Source organism: Arachnia sp., assembly GCF_057238465.1.
The window spans coordinates 29862-49894 of the sequence record NZ_DBHHFZ010000018.1; the positions used below are offsets into that span (position 1 = coordinate 29862).

Consider the following 20033-nt stretch of genomic DNA (forward strand, 5'->3'; position numbering starts at 1 on the left):
AGGATGTCTGTGGTTTTGTGGTCGGGTGTGTTTTTCGGGTGTCGGGTGGTTTCGACTCGGGTCGCTCGTTCCTCGCGCCCCGGCTCAACCAGCTTCACAGGGGGTGCTCGCGTTCTGGTCCAACCAGTTCGTCATCTCGAGCGTCGCTCCAGTTTTCCCGGGCCTTGTGGGAAGGTAGGTGCCATGGGTTTCGAGCGACCGGCAGTGATGCGTTTCGACCTTCCCTTCCAGGCTGATGCCCCGTCGCTGCTGTCGGACGCCATCGGGATCACCGGGTTGATGGAGCGGCGCGCGGCCAGCCACAGCATCGACGTGACCATCCTGGACACCCCCGACGACCGGCTGCTGCGCGCCGGGGTGGTGCTGGCACACCGGGTGCTCGGTGGGGTGGGGGACTGGTATCTGGCCGCGCCCGGATGGGTGCCCCACCTGCCCGCTGAACGGATCGTGCCCATCAACGCCACCGCCGAGCTGCCCCAGGAATTCACCGACCTCACCCGGCCGCTGGTGCGCCGCGCTGCGCTCGGGCCGGTGGCCGCGCTGGAATGCCAGCGGGTCGAGTATCTCCTGCGAGGGCCCGACGGCCCCTTGGGAAGTATCCGCGACGAACGGGTCACGGTGCGCCGCGGAGGCATGGCGACGGCCCGCTACCGGGAGGCCACCCTCACCCCCACCGATCTGCTCGACAAACACCAACTGGAACATGTGCTGGCCGCGCTGGATGCGGTCTCCGCGACCCCCGTCGCCGAGTTCCCGGGTCTCCGGCAGCGCCTCGGACCGCCCGCCACCGGCGGCACCGACTTCCCGCTCCCCGGTCCGCTGAACCGTGGGGCAACCATGGAGGCGTTCGTGACGAGACTGTTCGCCGCCGATCTGCAGGGCCTCGTCCGGGCGCAGTACCGCGACGAGGAAGCCGTCGCGGAAGCCATCCAGGAGTTCCGGGGGCACGTGCGGGGGTTGGCGAACGTGCTCGACCCCGAGTGGCGGCAGACCGTGGAATCCGCCATTGAGAAGGCCGCCACGCCCAGGCAGGCGGCTCTCGACGTGACGGAGTCGCTGGTGGCGGCGGTGCGGGCCCCGCGGCTCGGTGACCTCTCCGCCGAACCCGCGGCGAAGCTGCTGCTGAAACGCGCCCAGCAGGGGGCATACATCCTGGCTGATCGTTGCCGGTCGCTGACCACCGAATCCTCCGACGCCGACTGGCGGGCCGCGCTGACGGCCGCCGAGCAGGTGAACGCCTGCGGACAGGTGGCGATGCAGTTGCACGGCAAACCGGGAACCAAACTGCTGAAGATCATCACACAGGTCACCCACGACCTGCGGGACTGCGCCACGGACATCGAGCCCCCGGACCTGGGTGGCCTCACCCCGGCGGAGGCTTTCGAGTGCGGCCGGGAGATGGAACGACGAAACCAAGCGGTGTCCATGGCCCGTGCCGATTTCGTCGCAGGTTGGATCGAACGGGTCATCAGGATCCGCAAACTACTGGCGAAGGTGCGCAGATGACCGTTCCCGACACCCCCACCTCCGGGTTGTTCGTCGTCTTCGAGGGCGGCGACGGGGTGGGCAAGTCCACCCAGGTGCTGGAGCTCGTGACCCGGCTCCGGAACCGTCGCATCGAACCCGTTCTGACGCGGCAACCGGGCGGCACCCCGATCGGCGCGAAGCTGCGCAAACTGCTGCTGGACCCCGGCCACCCGGAGCTGACTGCCCGCACCGAGGCGCTGGTCTATGCAGCCGACAAGGCCCAGCACGTCGAGGAGGTGATCCTTCCCGCCCTGGCCCGGGGCGATGTGGTGGTGTGCGACCGCTACGTCGACTCGATGATCGCCTACCAGGGGGCGGGCCGGGTGCTCGACCTCGCCGAGGTTGAGCAGGTGGCGCGCTGGGCGACGGGCGGGCTGCGGCCCGACCTGACCGTGCTGCTCGACATCGACCCCGCCGAGGCGGTCGCGAACATCCGCAAACAGGACCGTCTGGAGGCCGCGGGCCTGGACTTCCACCGCCGCGCCCGCGACCATTTCCTCCGGCTGGCCGGTGAGGACCCGGGACGCTACCTGGTGCTGGGGGCCCGCGACTCGCGGGAAAGCATTGCCGAAAAGGTCGCGGAGAAGGTGTTCGCTCTGCTCGGGTGAGCCGACCCACCCGGAAGCTGGTTGAGCCGGCCTGCGAGCGTCAGCGAGCCGGTCGTATCGAAACCATCTCATCCCCAAGCTGGTTGAGCCGGCCTGCTCGCTCTGCGAGCTGGTCGTGTCGAAACCAGGGGGTGTGTCTGTGGGCTTGTGGTTGGGTTCTGGTTACCGGTTGTGGGGTGGTTTCGACTCGGGTCGCTCGTTCCTCGTGGCCCGGCTCAACCGGCTTTGTCCTTCTCGAAGTTGGTTGAGCCGGCCTGCTCGCTCTGCGAGCTGGTCGTGTCGAAACCTCTTGGGGGTGGTCGGGGGTGTTGGGGTCGGGTGGTTTCGACTCAGGCGTTCGCTTCGCTCGCGTGCTGGCTCAACCAGCTTGGGGAAGGGGCCCTTTGTCGGTGGGGGATGGCAGGATGAGCACGTGAGCGTGTGGGACGAACTCGTGGGTCAGGACAGGGCCGTTGAGACGCTGCGGCGTGCGGTGGCGGGCGGCAGGCACGCCATGACCCACGCGTGGTTGTTCGTCGGGCCGCCCGGGTCGGGGCGTTCCAATGCGGCACGTGCGTTCGCGGCCGCTCTCCAGTGCCACGACGGCGGCTGTGGACGCTGCAACGACTGCCGCACGTCGCTTTCCGGGGCCCACCCCGATGTGACTCTGCTGCGCACCGAACAGCTCAGCATCGGCGTCGACGAGATGCGTCAGCTGGTTTCCAGGGCCAATGTCGCGCCCGTGAACCGCCGCTGGCAGGTGGTCGTGATCGAGGACGCGGACCGCGTCACCGAACGCGGCGCCGACGCGCTGCTGAAGGCCTTGGAGGAACCCGCACCGAAAACCGTGTGGCTGCTGTGTGCGCCCAGCGCCGACGATGTGATCGTCACCATCCGGTCCCGCTGCCGGGAGCTGCGGCTGGTCACCCCGCCGATCGAGGAGGTGGCGAAACTGCTGGTTCGACGCGACGGTGTGGACGAGGTGATGGCCCAGCACTGCGCCCGCGCCGCGCAGGGACACGTCGGTCGTGCCCGGGCCCTGGCGTTGAACGAGAAGGTCAGGAAACGGCGCCACGAGATCCTGTCGCTGCCCGCCCGGCTCAACACCCTCACCGACTGCCTGTCGGCGGCCGAATCCCTCGTCGCATCCGCATCCGAGGAGGCCGAGCAGCTCACCGCGGACCTCGATGCCCGGGAGATGACGGAGCTCCAGGCGGCGCTGGGCATGGGCACCAGACGTGTCAAGGCGCGCGGGGTTCAGGGAGCCATCAAAGAATTGGAGGACCAGCAGAAGGCCCGGGCGAAACGTTTCCAACGCGACGCCCTGGACCGGGTGCTCACCGAACTGACCGGCTACTACCGCGACGTCCTGGCCTGCCAGAGCGCACCCGGTGTGCCATTCGTGAACGCCGACATCGCCGACGAGATCATGGCCTTCGCCGGGCGCACCCGTCCCGAACAGACGGTGCGCGCCCTTGACGCCCTGCTGGAGGCCCGAAAGGCCCTCGAGGGCAATGTGGCACCCCAACTGGCCCTGGAGGCGATGCTGCTGGGGCTGGGGCGGGCCTCGCATCGCTGACAAGGGCCGGTGAAGGTTCAAAACCGGGCGCGCCTCATTCGCGCTCGACGGGGGCGGTGAGAATATGGACTCAAGCGTTGACTGATTCAGGAGGGTTCATGTCTTCACGTGACGCAGGCGACTGGGTGCGGCAGAGCACGCCCCGCGGGGCCGGCTGGGAGGACGAGCAGAGCGAGTACGGCACCGCCCTGGACCCCGCCGAGTGGGACGACCACGTAGCCGAACAATCGGTGCCCGTCGAAACCCCGAATCCCAGGCCACGCCCGGCCACCCGGGCCGCTGCAGGGCAGCAGGGTTTCTCCAGCGAGCCGCAGCAGCAGCCCGCGCACTCCGAGGTGGGGGAGGAGAAACCCAGGACGGAGCCCGTGGCATCGCACGCCCCCGACGTCTCCTTCCAGGCTGCGGCGACACCCACCCCTCAGGAGGACGAGGCCGCCGACGAACCAACCGTGGTGTCGGGCCTGAGAATGCCGGAACCCCGGGATCCGGACCCGAGGCCGGCCCCGTCGTTCACCGCGGCCCCGGAACCCGCCGAGCCCGAGGACGAGGAAACCTTCGTGCGGCCCCTCGACGCGCCGCATCCCGAGCAGGCGTTCCCGCAGCGCGTGGAACCCAACCCGCCGCAGCAACCAGAGACACGGCCACAGCAGACGGATGACACCGTCTCGTGGTCCCTCGAAACCCCCGAACAGCAGGAGCAACAGCCCGAACCGCAGCGGACTGAACCGCAGCGGACGGAACCGACCTTGGAGCAGCGCCTCGAAGGGGAGAGCGGGCAGGAGGGTGCCTCACGATCCGCGGAGCCCGCGCGGCCCCGTCCGGAACAGGTCGCCCCGCAGTACCACGACCCCGCCACGACCCAGCGTTTCGAGCGTGTGAAGCCGCAACCCGCCCAGCCAGCCGAAGCCGCCGCGCAACAGCCGGTCACACCCCAGCAGGCCACGCCACAGGAAACCACCGCCATCTCTCCCGGGTTGTTCCGCGGGGATACCACCAACGAACCTGAACCAGCGGGAACAGCGGATGCGCAACCCGAGGCGACCGTGGTGATGCAGGCCTCCGAGCAGGAATCCGTTCCAACCCCACCCGCCTCGCCGATTCCCGCGGCGGAGCAGGAGGAGGAACGCCGCCTCAAGGAGAAGCTGGAAGCGGAGCGTGCCGCCCGCAACGAACGCCTCGGGGTGGTTGCGACCTCCCCGCGGAACGCTTCCCGTGCTCTCGTGGAGAAGCCGCGACGCACCACCGACAGGCCCCTCGCAAGCTTCGGCCTGTTCTTCCTGCGTCTCATCACCGCCGCCATCCTGACGGTCCTGGCCTACCAGGGACTCACCAACGTCGAGGGCACCACCGAGGCCCTGAGCCGCACCCACCTTCCGGAACCCAGGATGCTGGTGTGGATCGGCGGTTTCCTGCTGGTGGTCATGGCGCTGCTGCTGGTGATCGGCCTGCTGCAGCGGGTCGTCGGTGTGCTGCTGCTGGCGATGGCCATCTGCTCCTTGGCATTCATCCGTTGGGGCGCGTTCAGCCCGTTCCTGCCGGGGCTCGACGGTTTCCTCGGGGATCGTGACCTCCTCCTCGGGGCTGTCGGTCTGCTGCTGATCTGCATCGGCGGTGGTGGCTGGGGCATCGACGCCGCCTTCAGGCACTCCCGCAAAGCGGCGAGGGAAGACCGCGACCAGTAGCAGTGAATGCACACCGATTGAGCCGACCCGCGTGATCCCTTCCCAAAGCTGGTTGAGCCGACCCGCGCGAACTCTCCCTGAAGCTGGTCGTGCCGAAACCATGGTGACTGCGGTCGGGGCTTTGTCAGCAGCCGTGTTTGTTTTGGTTGGTGGGGCAGGGGGCGTTTTTGGTGGGGGTGCCGGTCTGACTTGGTGGTGGTGACGGGGTGGCGAGGTGGTGCCTGTCGTTGGGAATGTTGACCGCGGATACCTCGACCACTTTGGTGTGGGCCTGGGCGGTGAGGTCCATCTCGATGGTTCCTTGTTGTCCGAGACCACTCCATACGATCACCCAGTGCGCGGTCGCGGTGATGGTGTAGTCACCGGTTTGGTGGTAGACGTAGCCGCAGCTGGGGGATTTCTCGTTGCGGGTTTGGTGTTCGGGATGTTCGACGCCTTTGTCGCATTCCTTGGTGTCACCGTTGCCCATCTCCCAGGTGAGGTGGGTGACCGCTGCGGTGGCGGTGATCGAGTACCCGGCCTGCGTTACGGTTTTGGTGACGGGTCCCCAGGTGCTGGGGGTGGGGTTCTTGATCCACATCCAGTTGTTCCAGCCGACGTAGTTGTATCCGTCGGGTAGCTCCTCCAAAGGATGAGGCCACAGTCCGATTTCGGGGGCGTGGAGGTCCATGCGTTCGACTGCGATCCTTGCGATGGCGGCGGGTTCAGGAGTGCCCCCCGAACCCGTCCCGGGTGATTCGGAAGGCGCAAAACGCACGCACAACCCCGAGCGCGAGTCGTATCGGATGCAGCCTTCTATGGGCCAGCTCGGCTCTTCGGAACCACCCCCACCGGAACCCCCGCCGCCAGTGTTGCGGGGTTGCGCAGGCCTACCCGGTTGGCCGCCAGAGCCCGGAGCACGTACTACAATTTCACAACTTCCGGCAGTGCTGTCTTTTTGTCCGCAGCGGACCTCTCCTTCGGCGCGGGCCGACTGCTGGGACACGCCGGCCACGGCCAAGAGACAAGCTGTGGCAAGGAGGACGGTGATGAGGCGTTTCATGCCGGGCACCTCAGGGCGTTTTCGTTCGTGGCATCGCCGAATTTCCAGCCGGTTTCGGTTTTGACCACATTCACATTCCACTGGAGATACTGCGGCCGGTCCATGGGCACCACGCTCTTGCCGGCTGAGTCGATCACATCGACCTTCCCTGCGTCCGTGCACATCTGGACATCCATGGAGCGCACCCCGTCAAACTCGACCGGTTCCGAAGCGCCCGTGATGTGAACAACCGCCTCCCCGGTCTGCACCTGACCATTCCCGCGATACTCCGCAAGAGTGTCCATCTGTATTTCCTGGCTCTGGCCAATGGTGATGTTCTTGAGGGGCTGGGGATCGGCATCCGGATTGCTGAAAACCTCATTTCGGATGCGGATGAACTCGATCAGCACATTGGCTGCTTCGAGTTGCTCCGGGGTGAAGGTCTCCGACGGCTGGGGTTTCACCGGCGATGACGATGCAGCCGACGGTTGGGCCGTGGTGGTTCGGGGAGGCTGCTGCGGGGCAGTCCCCCCAGGACTCCGAATCACTGCTCCCCGGACCTGGCTGTTGCCCGCCACACGAGGCCAGCAGCAAAACCGCGGCCACAGCGACCGCCGTGGTGGTTCCTTTGATGCGATGTTTCATCGTTCAACACCCCCATTGGTGTCACAAACCCGGCAGGCGTCTCCAACCCGGGATCACACGACTCTAGAACCAACAACCAGACCCTGCGGGGCAATGCGAAGACTTTGGCCAAAAGTTAAGGATCCTGCGGATCGAGCAGCCCGTCGAGGATGGGTGAATCGGACCGGCGAACGTTGGCGCGGAGAGGGTTGGCCTCGGGTTTCCTGCGGGCTGTCGGTGCCTGCGGTTACTCTGTTGATCATGCCCAGAGTCATGGCCGTCACCTTCGAGCAGTACGGTCGTCTGCACTACCTCGACCCGGATGGTGTCGACTATCGCGTCGGTGACTGGGTGCTCTACCCGACCGAAGACGGTGCGGAGGTGGCGCGCGTGGTGTGGGCGCCGGAGGAGACGACGCTGGATGCCCCGCTCCCGAAGTGCTTGGGACGCGCCATGAAAGTGGATCTGAGACGCGACGAAACCAACCGGGAACACCGCCGCAGGATCCGTGAGGTGGCAGTGGAGCGGATCACCGCCCACGGGCTGCCCATGAAGGTGATGGCAACCGACTACATAGACTCCTCCAAGGAATACGACAAGCTGGCGGTGATCTACTTCACGGCCCCGGGCAGGGTGGACTTCCGAGCCCTGATCGGCGACCTGGCCCGTGCCATCGGGGCGCGCATCGATCTGCGGCAGATATCCTCCCGAGACACCGCCAGGCTGGTCGGAGGGGTTGGCATGTGCGGCCGGGAACTGTGCTGCACCCTGTTCCTCGACGAGGTCGATCCGGTGTCCATGCGGCTGGCGCGCAGCCAGAACCTGGCAGCGAACCCCCTCCAGATCCAGGGGGTTTGCGGGAAGCTACTGTGCTGTCTGGCTTTCGAACACCCGCTGTATGTGGACTTCTTGAAGCGGGCGCCGCAGATCGGGGAGCATGTCACCACTCCGGACGGGCCGGGCCGGGTGGTTGGGCATGTGGTGCCGACGGGAGAAGTGGCGGTACGGACCGCCGACGGGGTGAGACGTTGCCCGCTGGCGCGGGTTTGTGGCTGGAAGAGGAACCGAGTGGCGCACCAAGCCACTCCGGATGAGGAGAGTTGATGCGAAGAGGGATTGTCTGGTTCCAAGGGATGCTGATCTTCGTCGCGGTCAGTCTCGTGGTGACGTTCTTCGCCAGCGGGATGCTGGCTCCGGGAAAGCAGGTATCGGGGACGCCATCGGCCGAGCCGTCGGTGCAGCCCCCTCCCACCGTTGGTGACCAGAAACCCGGGGTGCCCGCGGTTCCCGTCTCCGAACACGAGACGTGGCCGAGCGAGGCAACCGAGAACCCCGACCGGCAGCTCGACGTCAAGGCGTCCAACCCCGCGGTGCAGCTCCCAGCCGCCCTCGGAGACGACCTGACCCCCTACTGGCAGCAGTCCTTGAGCTGGCAGCCCTGCGGCAAGGCCATGTGCGCCACCATGAAGGTGCCCCTGGACTGGGACAACCCCGGCAAGGCGGCGCTGGACATCAAGGTCACGAAGATGCCCTCCGAGAACCCGACGAAGGGTCCGTTGTTCGTCAATCCCGGTGGCCCCGGCGTGGAGGCGGGTTCGTTCGCCACGACCCTGGGAAGCGACAAGTGGAAGGGATACGACATCATCGCGTGGGATCCGCGTGGTTCCGGGGAATCCACCCACGTGCAGTGCGGCACCACCGAGCAGACGGACAAGGCCTATTTCGCGGACGGCACCCCGGACGACGAGGCGGAGAAAACCGCCCTCAACGACACCTGGGCCGCTTTCGCCCGGGAATGCCGGGAGGCCTCCGGTGAACTGCTGGACCACGTCTCCACCATCGAGAACGTCCGCGACCTCGACCTGCTGCGTTTCCTGACCGGGGCGGAGAAACTCAACTACCTGGGTGTCAGCTACGGCACCTTCATAGGCGCGATGTACGCGGAACTGTTTCCGGAACGCACGGGCCACCTGGTGCTGGACTCCGCCGTCGACATCACCAACGATGACGCGGTTTTCCAGGCCGAGGGTTTCGAGACGGCCCTCGGGCTCTACGCGGACTGGTGCGCGGGTGAGGATTCCTGCTCCCTCGGGAACTCGCGCGACGAGGTGACCTCCCGCATCAACACCTTCCTGCACGGCCTCGACGCCAAGCCGATCAAGGTCGGGGACCGGCAGGTGACGCAGGGCCAGGGTGCCACGGGCATCGCTTTGTTCCTCTACTCGGGGAAGGAGGCCTATCCGAGGCTCACCCAGCTCCTGGAAGCGGCGATGAAAGGCGACGGCAGGGGCATCCTCAAGGCCTCCGATCTCCTGACGGGCCGCACCGACAACGGGTGGGAGACCGTCGCCTACGCCTTCCCGGCCATCCGGTGCGTGGACCAGCCGGACGCTGGGGTCGCGGTCACCGAGGAAACGCAGAAGAAGGTGGCCGAGAAGGCCCCGGTGTTCGGCGGCAACATGGGTATGGAACTGGTCTGCGAACGCTGGACCGCCAATTCCGCACCCAACCTGAAATTGACCGGCAAGGGCGCGGCGCCGATCCTGGTGGTGGGGGCGACGGGGGACTCCGCCACCCCCTACCAGCAGGCCGTCACCATGGCGAAGCAGCTGGAATCCGGGCATCTGCTCACCTACGACGGCCCCGGTCACGGTTCCGTCACCTCGGGGAATGAGTGCGTGGACGAGACGATCACCGCCTACTTCGAGGACGGAACCCTCCCCGAGGACGGCAAGATCTGCAAGTGAGTGGGTGCTTTGCCCACGGGTGCGGATGAGTCCCGCTCCCGGGGTCTACCCTTGGTGCATGTCTGCGACAAGCCGGTTCATCGATCGCATCTGGCCTCCTGCCTGGCTCTACTCCACCTACGAAGCCCAGGTGGTCAAACGGCTGGATCGCTCCGCCATGCCCCGTCACGTGGCGGTGCTGGCGGACGGCAACCGGCGGTGGGCGCGACTCAACGCACCAGGCCAGCCCCTCGTCGCTGGGTATCGCGCGGGGGCCGCGAAGCTGCAGCAGTTCGTCGAGTGGTGCGACGACCTCGGTATTCCCGTCATCACGTTGTGGGTGCTGAGCACCGACAACCTCGACCGTTCCGCCGCGGACGAACTGGAACCGCTGCTGGAGGTCATCGACGAACTGGTGGTGAAACTGGCTGACACGGGACGCTGGCGGGTGCAGGCGGTCGGTGATCTAGACCTGCTCCCGAAGGAGCGGGCCGCCAGCCTCAGGGCGTCGGCGGCCAGAACGGAAGCGGTGGAGGGCATGCACATCAACGTCGCGGTCAGCTACGGCGGCAGACACGAGCTGCGCGACGCCTTCAGGTCGCTGCTGGCGGAACGGGCCGCGCAGGGCCGCACCCTGGAGGAGGTGGCGGCCACCGTCGAGATCGACGAGATCTCGGAGCACCTGTACACGAAGGGCCAACCGGACCCGGACCTGATCATCCGCACCTCGGGGGAGCAGCGGCTCTCCGGTTTCCTGCTGTGGCAGTCGGCGCACAGCGAGTTCTACTTCTGTGAGGCCCTGTGGCCGGACTTCCGCAAGGTCGACTTCGTGCGTGCCCTGCGCAACTACACCCAGCGGGAACGCCGTTTCGGCCGGTAGCCGCAGTGGGGTCAGCGGCTCAGCGCCTTGACGAGCTGCTCGATGGTCTCCTGTTTCGGGGTGCGTCCGTCGGGCAGGGTGATGTGCCGGGAGAAGTAACCGTTGTGGTGGATGGGGCCCATGTTCACGGTGTGGATGCGGCCGTCCCTGACGGCGCGGCCGTAGGAGGACAGCGGGGCCGTGAACCAGCGCCCGGGAAAGGCGATGGTGCCCAGCGACTGGGCGCGGTCGCGGCTGCCTTTCAGGTGCGTCAGCGAACCGACGTGATCCAGCCCCGGGTCGTCGGCGTAGACCCCTCCGATGGAGACGACGTCGACCCGCACGTCGTGGGCGGCCAGGAAACGGGCCACCCCGCAGGCGATCTGCGCGCCACCGGAGTAGCCGATCAGCGTCACCGGGGCCGGGTCGTCGGGGTCATAGCCCGCGTTCAGGAGGGAACGCCACACCACGCACGCGACCCCGAAGTTGTAGGTGCCGCCGTAACGCTGATCGGCGGAGACCAGCACCTGCATGACGTTGCGCAGGTTGATCAGGAAAGGCAGCGGCGACCAGGGGAACCGGTGTCGCGCCCAGTCCAGGCGACGCCACAGCCAGGCGGTGGCGCGCTGCGGTAGCCCGCGGTTCTCCATGGCGTAGGGGAACACGTCCTCGGTGATGGCAACGTCGGGAAGCTGTTTCCGCACCTCCTCCAGCACCGCGTGCTCGCGGCGCGATATCGACCTGCCGTCGAGCACCGCGATGCCCGACAGGTACACCGCGAACCGCCGGATGCCGGTGGCGGGTGCGGGTTCCGGGGCCGGAAGGGATGGCGTCGGGTAGCGTCGTGCCCACCATTCGAGGGATTCGAGGGGAGCCAGCAGCGCCAGGACGAGGACCACCAGCAGCGTCACCTCGAGCAGCGCGAGAATCATCGGCCGGATCACGGGATCGCCTTCGCCTCGACGGGAATGAACGGCGCCCCGGCCAGCACGTCCCGCGGACCCAGGATCGCAGGTCGGCCCGTCACCAGGGTCCAGATGCGGCTGGTCAGGTATCCGATGGGGTGCCCGAGCAGCCGCGAGGCGATCTGCATGATGCCCCAGGCCAGCCCGGTGGCGATCAGGGCCTGCCACCAACTGGTCTCCATCGCCGCCGTCACCAGCAGCCACAGGCAGATCGCGCTCCAGCCCTGCAGGATGCGGCCGATCAGCAAACCGAGGTGGGGGATGAACACCAGGAACCCGTAGGCCAGGGGAGCGGTGGAGGACAGCGTCACCGCCAGCAGGTCGGTGAGGCGCATGCTGTGCTGGGTGATGGGGCCCGCCACTACCCACAGGATCAACGCCTGGATGGTGTACAGCAGGGTGAGGAAGATCCCGCCGACCAACAGCATCGCCAGGAACCGAACGCCCCTGACGCGGTTGATGAACAGCACGGCGCAGTGCCCGATCAGGGTGGAAACCCCGGCAACCAGCGCGATGAGCCCGGCTGTGGGTAGACCGGGCAACCCCAGGGAGGGGTCCTCGACCACCCGGAGCGAAGCCACGTCCCAGATGGTTGTCAACCATCCGAAGAAATCCACGACCCCATTGTCGCGGAATGCCCCGGGAACCGACGCGAGTCCCACACCGGATCCACAGGTCGGCTGAGTCGGCCTGCTCTTTTCCGAAGTTGGTTGAGCCGGCTTGCTCGTTCTGCGAGCTGGTCGTGTCGAAACCTCTTGGGGGTGGTTGGGGGGTTTCGACTCGGGCCGCTCGTTCCTCGCGTCCCGGCTCAACCGGCTTCGGAGAAGGGGATGTCCCGGCTCAACCGGTTTCAGGAAGGGGTTTCATAACTCACTGTTCGGCGGTCTGCTTCTCGACGGCGGCTTTCGCCTCGTCCAGGTGGGCCTGGCAGATGGCGGCCAGTTCCTCGCCGCGTTTCCACAGCGCCATCGACTCCGCCAGCGTCGTCCCACCCGACTCCAGTGTGGCGACGGTCTTGACCAGTTCGTCGCGGGCTTCCTCGTAGGACAGCTTCTTGGGTTTGGTCATCGGGACTCCTTCGGGTGACTGGCCTTTGTGGTGAGGGTGAGTTCGCCGTCGGCCAGGTGAGCCGTCAACGTGCCCCCGACGGGGGCGTCGGCGACGCTGGAGACGGTGCGGTCGCCGTCGACCAGCAGGGTGTAGCCGCGTTGCAGGGTGGCGGCGGGGGACAGGGCCCGCACCGCCGACAGGTGGGAGGCCAGTTCGGTTCGTCTGCTGGTGAGCTGCTGGTCGACGGCGGTGCGGAGCCGGTGACGCAGCAGGGCGAGGCGGTCGCGGTGCCCCTCCAGCGCGGCGGCGGGGCTGGCGAGGACGGGGCGGCGCCGCAGTTCTGCGAGTTCCTGCCGGGCCTGCCCGATCCGCACATCGACGGCCTGCCTGAGCCTGGCGCGGGCCAGGGCGACGAGGTCCTGCTCGGCCGTGAACTCCGGGACGATGCGCGAGGCCGCGTCGGTGGGGGTGGAGGCCCGCAGGTCGGCGACGAAATCCAGCAACGGGGTGTCGGACTCGTGTCCGATGGCGGAAACCACCGGGGTGCGGCAGGCGGAAACCGCCCGCACCAGGCCCTCGTCGGAGAACGGCAGCAGATCCTCCAGCGCCCCACCACCGCGGGAGATGACGATGACGTCGACCTCCGGGTTCTCGTCGAGTTCCTGGAGGGCCTGCATCACCGACGCGGCGGCGCCCGGTCCCTGAACCGGTGAGTGCACGACGGTGAAACGTGCCGGCCAGCGACGGGTCACGTTGCGCAGCACGTCGCGTTCGGCGTCGGAATCCTTGCCGGTGATCAACCCGATGCGCCGGGGAAGCAACGGCAACCGGCGTTTGCGGTGGGGATCGAACAGGCCCTCGGCCTGGAGTTTGCGGCGCCGCGCATCCAATTCGGCCAACAGCCTGCCAACACCCGCCACCCGCAGCTCCAGGCATTCGAAGCTGAGCGACGCATTGGGTTCCCACACCCGCGGTTTCAGGCGCACCGCCACCTGCGACCCCTCCGGCAGCGGGCCCGCCGCATCCAGCACGAAGGCCGTGGTCGTCACCGAGCAGGAGACATCGGCGAACCGATCCCTCAGGGTGAGGAACTGGGTGGGTGCTGCGCGGCGTTTGATCTCGATGACCTGCGCCTCCACCCAGATCTCGCCGAGCCTGCCCACCCAGTCCGCGACGGCACCGACGACTCGCGCCAGGGGCTGCGGATGCTCGGGAGAACTGGTCAGGGCCATGTCAGGGAGCCTACCCATGCACCCTGACGAATGCCCGGACTACGCTTGGAGCATGAGTCAGCAACCTCTTGACAAATCCGAGTTCGAGGCCGCACTGGCGGCCCGCAAGGACTTGGGCCCGGAGATGGAACCGGCCCTCGTCGAATCATTCGCGGAGAAGGTGGTTGCTGAGATCAGGCGTCAGCAGGCAATGAGCCCGGGACCGGGCATGTCGCAGACGTTCACGCCGGCCCAGCAGGCCCGTGCGCAGCGTCAGGAACGTTCCTACAACCCGATGGCGCTGGCGATCACATCGATGGCTTTTGCCATCCCGCTGACCGCCATCGCTTTGATATTCGGCGGGCCTCTCATGGGGTTGGTGATCTGGGCGGGGATCGTCGGCATCAATTTCGCCGCCGCCCTGGGGAATTTCAAGTTCAACGGCCCCTCGTCGCGCTGACTTTCGGCCAGGCGGTTCCTTGGCCACATTGCGACTCCCGTCCCCGGAAAACCCCGCCGGCGTGTCCCGCTTAGTATCGGGTGCTGTGAGCAGCAGGAAGGGATCCCGGAAACCCGGGGGACATTCACAGGGTTGGGTGCCTAACCATCACGGGGCATGGGCGATGCTGATCATGCCCTACGTCATGGGGATGATCTGGGCCGTCGGGGCCGGACGGTTCTCGTGGCCGCTGGTGTTGCTGGCCCCGGTGTGGGTGATCGGCTATTTCGCCTTCTTCGCCACGGCGACGTGGCTGAAGTCGAACTTCAAACCCAGGTATCGCCGCGCTGTGCTCACCTACGGCGCGATCACCGTCGTCCTCGGCATTCTGCTGCTGGCGTTGAAACCCGCGTGGTGGGCGTGGGCGCTGGTGTTCGGGCCGCTGACCGGGATCGGGTTGTGGCTGGCGTGGAAACGCCGCGAACGATCGCTGCCGTCGGGTTTCGTGACGGTACTGGCCGCCGCGGGACTGCCCCTGGTGCTCGGCTCGGAGGGGCCGCTCAACCTCGGTGGCCTGCCGGTGCTGGCGGGGTTGTCGCTGGCCTGCTTCGGCTATTTCTTCGGCACCGTTTTCTATGTCAAGACCAACGTGCGGGAACGCGGTCGGGTGAGCTATATCGTCTACTCCGTCGCCTGGCACGCGGCCTGCGCGGTGCTGTTCGCCGTCGTCGACTTCAACCTGCCCCGCTGGTGGCTGGTGGCGTTCTTCGTCGCCTGCACGCTGCGGGCGTGGCTGGTGCCCTCGCTGGGGGTGATGAAGGGACGCAAGGTGACCACCAAACAGCTCGGCTACACGGAGATGATCGCCACCGCGGCGCTGCTGGCGATCCTGATTCCCGGGGTGCTGATCGCCTGACCGGCGGCCGGTCGGAAACGCCGAGGGACGGTGTGTGCCCCGTACACTGGCCCGCATGAGCACCAGCAAGCGGGTCATCGTCGCTGCGCCACGCGGATACTGCGCGGGCGTGGACCGTGCCGTCACCACCGTGGAGAAGGCCCTCGAGACCTACGGCCCGCCCATCTACGTGCGCAAACAGATCGTCCACAACAAACATGTCGTCTCAACCCTTGAGGAACGGGGCGCGATCTTCGTCGACGAACTGGACGAGGTGCCCGCCGACGCCCTGGTGGTGTTCTCCGCGCACGGCGTCTCCCCGGCCGTCCGGGAGGAGGCGGCCCGCCGTGAGCTGCGCACCATTGACGCCACCTGCCCGCTCGTGACGAAGGTGCACCGCGAGGCGAAACGGTTCGCCGCCAAGGGCACCGACATTCTCCTGATCGGGCACGCCGGACACGAGGAGGTGGAGGGCACCATGGGGGAGGCCCCGGATCGCACCACCCTCCTGGAGAACCCCGACGATGTCGACCGCCTCGACCTGCCCGCCGACAAACCCCTCGTCTGGTTGTCGCAGACCACCCTCAGCGTCGACGAGACCATGGAGACCGTCACCCGGCTGCAGCAGAAGTTCCCGCTGCTGATGAGCCCGCCCACCGACGACATCTGCTACGCCACCCAGAACCGGCAACAGGCGGTCAAGCAGATCGCGCCCCACTGCGACCTGATGATCGTGGTCGGGTCGCGGAACTCGTCGAACTCGATGCGTCTGGTGGAGGTCGCACTCGAGGCCGGTGCGAAACGTTCCGAACGCGTCGACTACCCCAACGAGATCCAGGACGATTGGCTCGACGGCGTCTCCACCATCGGGCTCACCTCGGGGGCCTCCGTGCCCGACGAACTGGTGCAGGGGGTGCTGGCGTTGTTGAGGGAACGGGGTTTCCCGAAGGCCGAGGAGGAAAGCCTCATCGAGGAGAACCTGACCTTCGCCCTGCCCCCTGAGCTGCGTCGCGCCATCAAGGAAAGCGACCCCGCCTGAGGCCAGCACCTGCTCACCTGCGACTCCAGCCACTCGGTGGCCTCCAGGTCAGCCGGAGGCGATGTGCATGCCGATATTGATGACGAGGTGTGACCCGGGGTCGGCTCATGAAGTGACCGCGCCGGGACATCCGTGCCGGAAGACGTGTTCTCCTCCGCCTGGTCGGACTGGTCAGACCAGGAAACGGAAGTAGGGGCTGGTGGAATCGACCTCGTTGACCTCCATGCCGCATTCGGTGATGCGGGCCAGGAGGAAACGGTAGTCCCCGGGGTTGCTGAGTTCGACGCCGACCAGGGCCGGGCCGACCTCCCGGCTGGAGCGTTTCACGTACTCGAAGTAGGTGATGTCGTCGTCGGGGCCGAGCACCTCGTCGAGGAAACGTCGCAACGCGCCCGGTTGCTGCGGGAAGTTGACCAGGAAGTAGTGCTTGCGACCCTCGTGCAGCAGCGACCGCTCCACGACATCGGCATAGCGGGCGACGTCGTTGTTGCCACCCGAGACGATGCTCAGCACCCGCGACCCACCGGGAATGTGGACGCGTGTGCCCACCCCGCCGGTGGGCAGGGCGGCGGCCGCGAGGGCCCCGGCGGGTTCGGCGATGATGCCGTCGGTTTGGTACATGTCGAGCATCTCGGAGCACACCTGCCCCTCGGGGATGCGGGTCAATTCGATCTTCGCCTCGTTGATGACGCCGAAGGTGTAGTCGCCCACGAGGCTGACCGCGGCACCGTCGACGAAGGTGTCGATGTTGTTCAGCGGGAACGGGCGTCCCGCGGAGATCGCGGCCGCCACGCACGGCGCCCCGTCCGGTTCCACCCCGATGATCCGCACCTGCGGGTGGTGGGTGCGCAACCAGGCCGCGGCACCCGACATCAAACCCCCGCCACCGACGGGCAGGATGACGACATCCGGCACGAACCCGAGCTGTTCGACGGCCTCCGCGATGGCGGTGCCCTGCCCGGCGGCGGTGCGCGGGTCGTTGAAGGCGGGCACGAGAATGCGGCCGTTGTTCTCCGCGAACCGAGCCGCGGCCTTGGAGGCCTGGTCGTAGGTGGCGCCCTCCATGACGAGCTCGACGTGACCGCGTCCCAGCGCCTGGATGCGGTCGCGTTTCTGCCGGGGCGTGGTGGTGGGCACGTAGACGACCGCGCCGATGCCCAGCGTCGCAGCCGCGAACGCGACCCCCTGCCCGTGGTTGCCGGCCGACGCGCACACCACACCGGCTTCCCGAGCCTCGGGAGGGAGCTGCGAGATCAGGTTGTAGGCGCCCCGCAGCTTGTAGGAACGCACGGGTTGGAGATCCTCGCGTTTCAACCACACCTCGGATCCAGTGGCGTCCGTGAGTCGCTGGTTCAACTCGACGGGGGTGATGCGGGCCACTCCCTTCAACCGGTCGCGGGCGTCGGGAACGAGGGCAGCCAGATCGGAAAGCACAGTCACGGGCCCAATTGTGCTAGCCGGAAACAAAATCCGCACTCTTCACGGGGGCGCGCCCTCCCAGAAGCTGGTTGAGCTATTCATTCCCTGAAGCCGGTTGAGCCGAGTCGCGAGCCCCCTTCCCTGAAGCCGGTTGAGCCGGGCCGTGAGGGACGAGCGGCCCGTGTCGAAACCATCCGGCGGTTGAGTGGCGGACCCGACCCCAGTTCCCGGAAAAGAGCGCTGTGGTTTCGACTCGACCGGCTTCGGGAAGGGTGAAGCTGGTTGAGCCGGGGCGCGAGGAACGAGTGGCCCGTGTCGAAACCATCCGGCGGTTGAGTGGCGGACCCGACTCCAGTTCCCGGGCAAGGTCATTGTGGTTTCGACTCGACCGGCTTGCTGGAGTGTCACAGCAGGCCGTGCAGCACAGGCTCCCGGCGTCGGTCTCGATGACACGGCGTGTTCCCACAACCAGTTCACCAGAGACACCTGGGCTGCCCCTCTCAACCCCGCTCGCCGTCGCCTAAGTCTGGGGCTGCCAGTCGATGGTCCCTCGGATCACGCTGTCGAGCGAGATCGGGTAGCTGTCGAGGTCAGCCGCCAGGAGGGAATCCCCCAACTCCCGCGTGCACCCGATGTACAAAGAGTCGTGGTAGATCGGACATGCCGCGACAAAGCTGCGGTCTTGGGACAGGATCATCAGCGGGCATCGCTGCCCTAGTACAGGGAGATCGCGGGCAAGCCATGACAGCGGTTCGTGAATCAAAACGACATCCTCCGGGATGCCCGGAATATCGCCTATGCTGTCCGGGATCAACGACAGGTAACGCACGAGAGGCGACACCCACGTCGGCACGTTCACGGGCGCGCTCGTCATGGTGCTGTCCTCCCCGTAGCCCTTCCAGAGGGCGAAGTAGCACTCGCGGTCCCGCCCCTGCGCGAGAGCATCGACGAGCGCCCCTGCCGCCTGGTCGGACAAGTCCCCGTACGGAGCATCCACCAACTCTGGTGCTCTGTCGCAGATTTGTTCCCAATACACCTCCCCGTCAATCTCTGTGAGATCGACGACATCCTTCCAGGAACGCCACTGCCCCGCGGCATCACGGACTGGAAGCAGGACCCGCACCGCACGCTCGTGTCCCTCGCCCACCAGGTCACTTACCCGCACAATCGCACCTCCCAGCACACACCCTCATACCCTGAAACCATAGGTCACGATGTCATATGGATACTCCACATCCAGCGAATCGATGTGGTAATAGACCTCCACCGTCACAAACACGGTAGCGCTATCAAGCTCCACTGCAGCCGTCACTGACTCCCCATCTGAATCCAAGGTACAAGTCTGCCCTTCCATCACACACTCGATCGTTGGCCGCTCATCAGAAGGAATTCCTTCAGCGTCATAGCCCGTGAACTCACGTACAAAAACCTGCGCGGGAATCACGGGGGAATCCACCGTGATCCGCGCCGAACCGCCGGTAGCGATCGTTATTACCTCGTTCGGTTCGATCGTCGGTCGTGCAGTGTGAAAGGAACTGCTGGAGCCGCTATACCAAATAGAGGACAGTGGTGGGATCGCAATCCCATTCACGGTCGCGTCGGGCGCAGAAGTTGGTGGGGCCTGCACGGCAATCATCGTCTCCATCGTCTCCTCGGAGGGCAACGAGGCGCTGGGATAAGCTTCATCCCTTCCCGAGCTGGAGCATCCTCCCACGGCGAGTGCCGCGAGGACGACCACCGGAACCAGAACCGAACGAGCGCCGCCTAGTCCCGCCATCTCAGCACCAGAAGCGGCTTATTTTTGGGTCCCAGTTCCTGGTCGTCGACTTATAGACGGTTCCGCCTTCAAGAGAGGCGTGCATCGAGAACGCACGGAACATGAACTCTCCCTCGTTCCGGCAGGTGGAGTGCGGAGTAGCTACACCGGACCAGGTTTGGTTGGTTCGACGGGAAGACCCTGACATCACATACTGTGCTCCCCACCAGCGGTCTCGAAAAACCGCGGTGACCACCTCAGCACGTTCCACAGTCAGTCCGCACTTGGTCACGGCATGGACCGAAACCATGTTTCCGCCCCTGTGGCTCTTGTGAGGGTAACCCGTGGACCCCCGGCATCCGGCGGGCGAGGGTTTCCACCAGGACGGGACAGTTTCAGGGTGATCCGCGTCCGTTTCCCCCTCGATGGTTCCTTCCGGCGCCACCGCCGTAGTCGCCTCCGGCAACGTTTGCGTCTGATTTGTCGAGCCAGAGAGATCCGAAACCGTGACAAGCGAGGTGGACTCGCCATCCTGATCTTCTGCCCTCGCCGTAGGAGACACGGCCCCCACCGCCAGAAGAAAAGCTCCTATTATACCGAGCGCCGCGCGCCATCTGATCATCATGGTCAAACCCCTTCGTTGCGTCATCCATC

19 protein-coding genes are annotated in these 20033 nt (G+C 66.5%); 10 read left to right on the forward strand and 9 right to left on the reverse strand.

Annotated elements, in window-relative coordinates:
* The first annotated feature begins 183 nt into the window (after nt 1-183).
* The 4 genes from ACO6D6_RS14460 to ACO6D6_RS14475 all read left to right on the forward strand — a co-directional run bounded on the left by ACO6D6_RS14460 (nt 184) and on the right by ACO6D6_RS14475 (nt 5375).
* Nucleotides 184-1506, forward strand: coding sequence for a CYTH domain-containing protein (locus ACO6D6_RS14460; protein WP_484785947.1), 1323 nt, complete (start codon nt 184-186; stop codon nt 1504-1506).
* Nucleotides 1503-2135: a dTMP kinase gene (gene tmk / locus ACO6D6_RS14465; RefSeq protein ID WP_484785948.1), complete on the forward strand. Its 633-nt coding sequence runs from the start codon at nt 1503-1505 to the stop codon at nt 2133-2135. Before ACO6D6_RS14460 ends, tmk begins: the two co-directional genes overlap by 4 nt.
* Nucleotides 2136-2547: 412 nt before the next feature.
* Nucleotides 2548-3693 carry a DNA polymerase III subunit delta' gene (locus ACO6D6_RS14470; RefSeq protein WP_484785949.1) on the forward strand — a complete coding sequence of 382 codons (1146 nt, stop codon included), beginning with the start codon at nt 2548-2550 and terminating at the stop codon, nt 3691-3693.
* 98 nt (nt 3694-3791) lie between these two features.
* Nucleotides 3792-5375 carry a DoxX family membrane protein gene (locus ACO6D6_RS14475; protein WP_484785950.1) on the forward strand — a complete coding sequence of 528 codons (1584 nt, stop codon included), beginning with the start codon at nt 3792-3794 and terminating at the stop codon, nt 5373-5375.
* A 124-nt stretch (nt 5376-5499) separates the two neighbouring features.
* On the opposite strand, the gene ACO6D6_RS14480 is transcribed toward ACO6D6_RS14475, so the two are convergent.
* Together ACO6D6_RS14480 and ACO6D6_RS14485 are read right to left on the reverse strand one after the other, a co-directional pair.
* The gene (locus ACO6D6_RS14480) at nt 5500-6045 is read right to left on the reverse strand and encodes a hypothetical protein (RefSeq protein ID WP_484785951.1); all 546 of its coding nucleotides are present in this window, start codon (nt 6043-6045) and stop codon (nt 5500-5502) included.
* Between the two features lie 368 nt (nt 6046-6413).
* Nucleotides 6414-6806, reverse strand: coding sequence for a hypothetical protein (locus ACO6D6_RS14485; RefSeq protein ID WP_484785952.1), 393 nt, complete (start codon nt 6804-6806; stop codon nt 6414-6416).
* Nucleotides 6807-7281: 475 nt separating this feature from the next.
* Here ACO6D6_RS14485 and ACO6D6_RS14490 point away from each other — a divergent pair, with 475 nt between their 5' ends.
* The 3 genes from ACO6D6_RS14490 to ACO6D6_RS14500 are packed head-to-tail and all read left to right on the forward strand — an operon-like array spanning nt 7282 to nt 10626.
* Nucleotides 7282-8124, forward strand: coding sequence for a PSP1 domain-containing protein (locus tag ACO6D6_RS14490; protein ID WP_484785953.1), 843 nt, complete (start codon nt 7282-7284; stop codon nt 8122-8124).
* Entirely contained in the window at nt 8124-9767 is a 1644-nt protein-coding gene (locus tag ACO6D6_RS14495; RefSeq protein WP_484785954.1) for an alpha/beta hydrolase, read from the forward strand. The genes ACO6D6_RS14490 and ACO6D6_RS14495 overlap by 1 nt, the downstream gene beginning before the upstream one ends.
* Before the next feature lie 58 nt (nt 9768-9825).
* A complete protein-coding gene (locus tag ACO6D6_RS14500; protein ID WP_484785955.1) occupies nt 9826-10626 on the forward strand; it encodes an isoprenyl transferase in 801 nt (266 codons plus the stop codon).
* A gap of 11 nt (nt 10627-10637) precedes the next feature.
* Here the strand turns inward: ACO6D6_RS14500 and ACO6D6_RS14505 are convergent, their stop codons facing one another.
* The 4 genes from ACO6D6_RS14505 to xseA all read right to left on the reverse strand — a co-directional run bounded on the left by ACO6D6_RS14505 (nt 10638) and on the right by xseA (nt 13852).
* Nucleotides 10638-11549 carry a hypothetical protein gene (locus tag ACO6D6_RS14505; RefSeq protein ID WP_484785956.1) on the reverse strand — a complete coding sequence of 304 codons (912 nt, stop codon included), beginning with the start codon at nt 11547-11549 and terminating at the stop codon, nt 10638-10640.
* Complete coding sequence (locus ACO6D6_RS14510) at nt 11546-12187, reverse strand: hypothetical protein (RefSeq protein ID WP_484785957.1); 642 nt, start codon at nt 12185-12187, stop codon at nt 11546-11548. Before ACO6D6_RS14510 ends, ACO6D6_RS14505 begins: the two co-directional genes overlap by 4 nt.
* Nucleotides 12188-12440: 253 nt before the next feature.
* On the reverse strand, nt 12441-12638 hold the full coding sequence (locus tag ACO6D6_RS14515) for an exodeoxyribonuclease VII small subunit (RefSeq protein WP_126379476.1): 198 nt from the start codon (nt 12636-12638) through the stop codon (nt 12441-12443).
* Nucleotides 12635-13852 carry an exodeoxyribonuclease VII large subunit gene (gene xseA / locus ACO6D6_RS14520; RefSeq protein ID WP_484785958.1) on the reverse strand — a complete coding sequence of 406 codons (1218 nt, stop codon included), beginning with the start codon at nt 13850-13852 and terminating at the stop codon, nt 12635-12637. The genes ACO6D6_RS14515 and xseA overlap by 4 nt, the downstream gene beginning before the upstream one ends.
* 52 nt (nt 13853-13904) lie before the next feature.
* Between xseA and ACO6D6_RS14525 the strand changes: the two genes are divergently transcribed.
* The 3 genes from ACO6D6_RS14525 to ACO6D6_RS14535 all read left to right on the forward strand — a co-directional run bounded on the left by ACO6D6_RS14525 (nt 13905) and on the right by ACO6D6_RS14535 (nt 16204).
* On the forward strand, nt 13905-14291 hold the full coding sequence (locus ACO6D6_RS14525; protein WP_484785959.1) for a hypothetical protein: 387 nt from the start codon (nt 13905-13907) through the stop codon (nt 14289-14291).
* A 136-nt stretch (nt 14292-14427) separates the two neighbouring features.
* Nucleotides 14428-15186, forward strand: a complete 759-nt coding sequence (locus ACO6D6_RS14530; RefSeq protein ID WP_484785969.1) for a YwiC-like family protein — start codon at nt 14428-14430, stop codon at nt 15184-15186.
* A 55-nt stretch (nt 15187-15241) separates the two neighbouring features.
* A complete protein-coding gene (locus ACO6D6_RS14535) occupies nt 15242-16204 on the forward strand; it encodes a 4-hydroxy-3-methylbut-2-enyl diphosphate reductase (RefSeq protein ID WP_484785960.1) in 963 nt (320 codons plus the stop codon).
* A gap of 171 nt (nt 16205-16375) precedes the next feature.
* Here the strand turns inward: ACO6D6_RS14535 and ilvA are convergent, their stop codons facing one another.
* The 3 genes from ilvA to ACO6D6_RS14550 all read right to left on the reverse strand — a co-directional run bounded on the left by ilvA (nt 16376) and on the right by ACO6D6_RS14550 (nt 19268).
* A complete protein-coding gene (ilvA, locus tag ACO6D6_RS14540; protein ID WP_484785961.1) occupies nt 16376-17644 on the reverse strand; it encodes a threonine ammonia-lyase IlvA in 1269 nt (422 codons plus the stop codon).
* Between the two features lie 499 nt (nt 17645-18143).
* On the reverse strand, nt 18144-18788 hold the full coding sequence (locus tag ACO6D6_RS14545) for a hypothetical protein (protein WP_484785962.1): 645 nt from the start codon (nt 18786-18788) through the stop codon (nt 18144-18146).
* A 24-nt stretch (nt 18789-18812) separates the two neighbouring features.
* On the reverse strand, nt 18813-19268 hold the full coding sequence (locus ACO6D6_RS14550; protein WP_484785963.1) for a hypothetical protein: 456 nt from the start codon (nt 19266-19268) through the stop codon (nt 18813-18815).
* Nucleotides 19269-20033 lie beyond the last annotated feature (765 nt).

Bases quoted from the DNA above. Each gene is read 5' to 3' on its own strand.
- ACO6D6_RS14515 (WP_126379476.1), bottom strand. From the start codon at position 12,638: ATGACCAAACCCAAGAAGCTGTCCTACGAGGAAGCCCGCGACGAACTG.
- ACO6D6_RS14475 (WP_484785950.1), top strand. From the start codon at position 3,792: ATGTCTTCACGTGACGCAGGCGACTGGGTGCGGCAGAGCACGCCCCGC.
- ACO6D6_RS14550 (WP_484785963.1), bottom strand. From the start codon at position 19,268: ATGGAGACGATGATTGCCGTGCAGGCCCCACCAACTTCTGCGCCCGAC.
- ACO6D6_RS14480 (WP_484785951.1), bottom strand. From the start codon at position 6,045: ATGGACCTCCACGCCCCCGAAATCGGACTGTGGCCTCATCCTTTGGAG.
- ACO6D6_RS14495 (WP_484785954.1), top strand. From the start codon at position 8,124: ATGCGAAGAGGGATTGTCTGGTTCCAAGGGATGCTGATCTTCGTCGCG.
- ACO6D6_RS14500 (WP_484785955.1), top strand. From the start codon at position 9,826: ATGTCTGCGACAAGCCGGTTCATCGATCGCATCTGGCCTCCTGCCTGG.
- tmk (WP_484785948.1), top strand. From the start codon at position 1,503: ATGACCGTTCCCGACACCCCCACCTCCGGGTTGTTCGTCGTCTTCGAG.
- ACO6D6_RS14535 (WP_484785960.1), top strand. From the start codon at position 15,242: ATGAGCACCAGCAAGCGGGTCATCGTCGCTGCGCCACGCGGATACTGC.
- ACO6D6_RS14460 (WP_484785947.1), top strand. From the start codon at position 184: ATGGGTTTCGAGCGACCGGCAGTGATGCGTTTCGACCTTCCCTTCCAG.
- ACO6D6_RS14525 (WP_484785959.1), top strand. From the start codon at position 13,905: ATGAGTCAGCAACCTCTTGACAAATCCGAGTTCGAGGCCGCACTGGCG.
- xseA (WP_484785958.1), bottom strand. From the start codon at position 13,852: ATGGCCCTGACCAGTTCTCCCGAGCATCCGCAGCCCCTGGCGCGAGTC.
- ACO6D6_RS14490 (WP_484785953.1), top strand. From the start codon at position 7,282: ATGCCCAGAGTCATGGCCGTCACCTTCGAGCAGTACGGTCGTCTGCAC.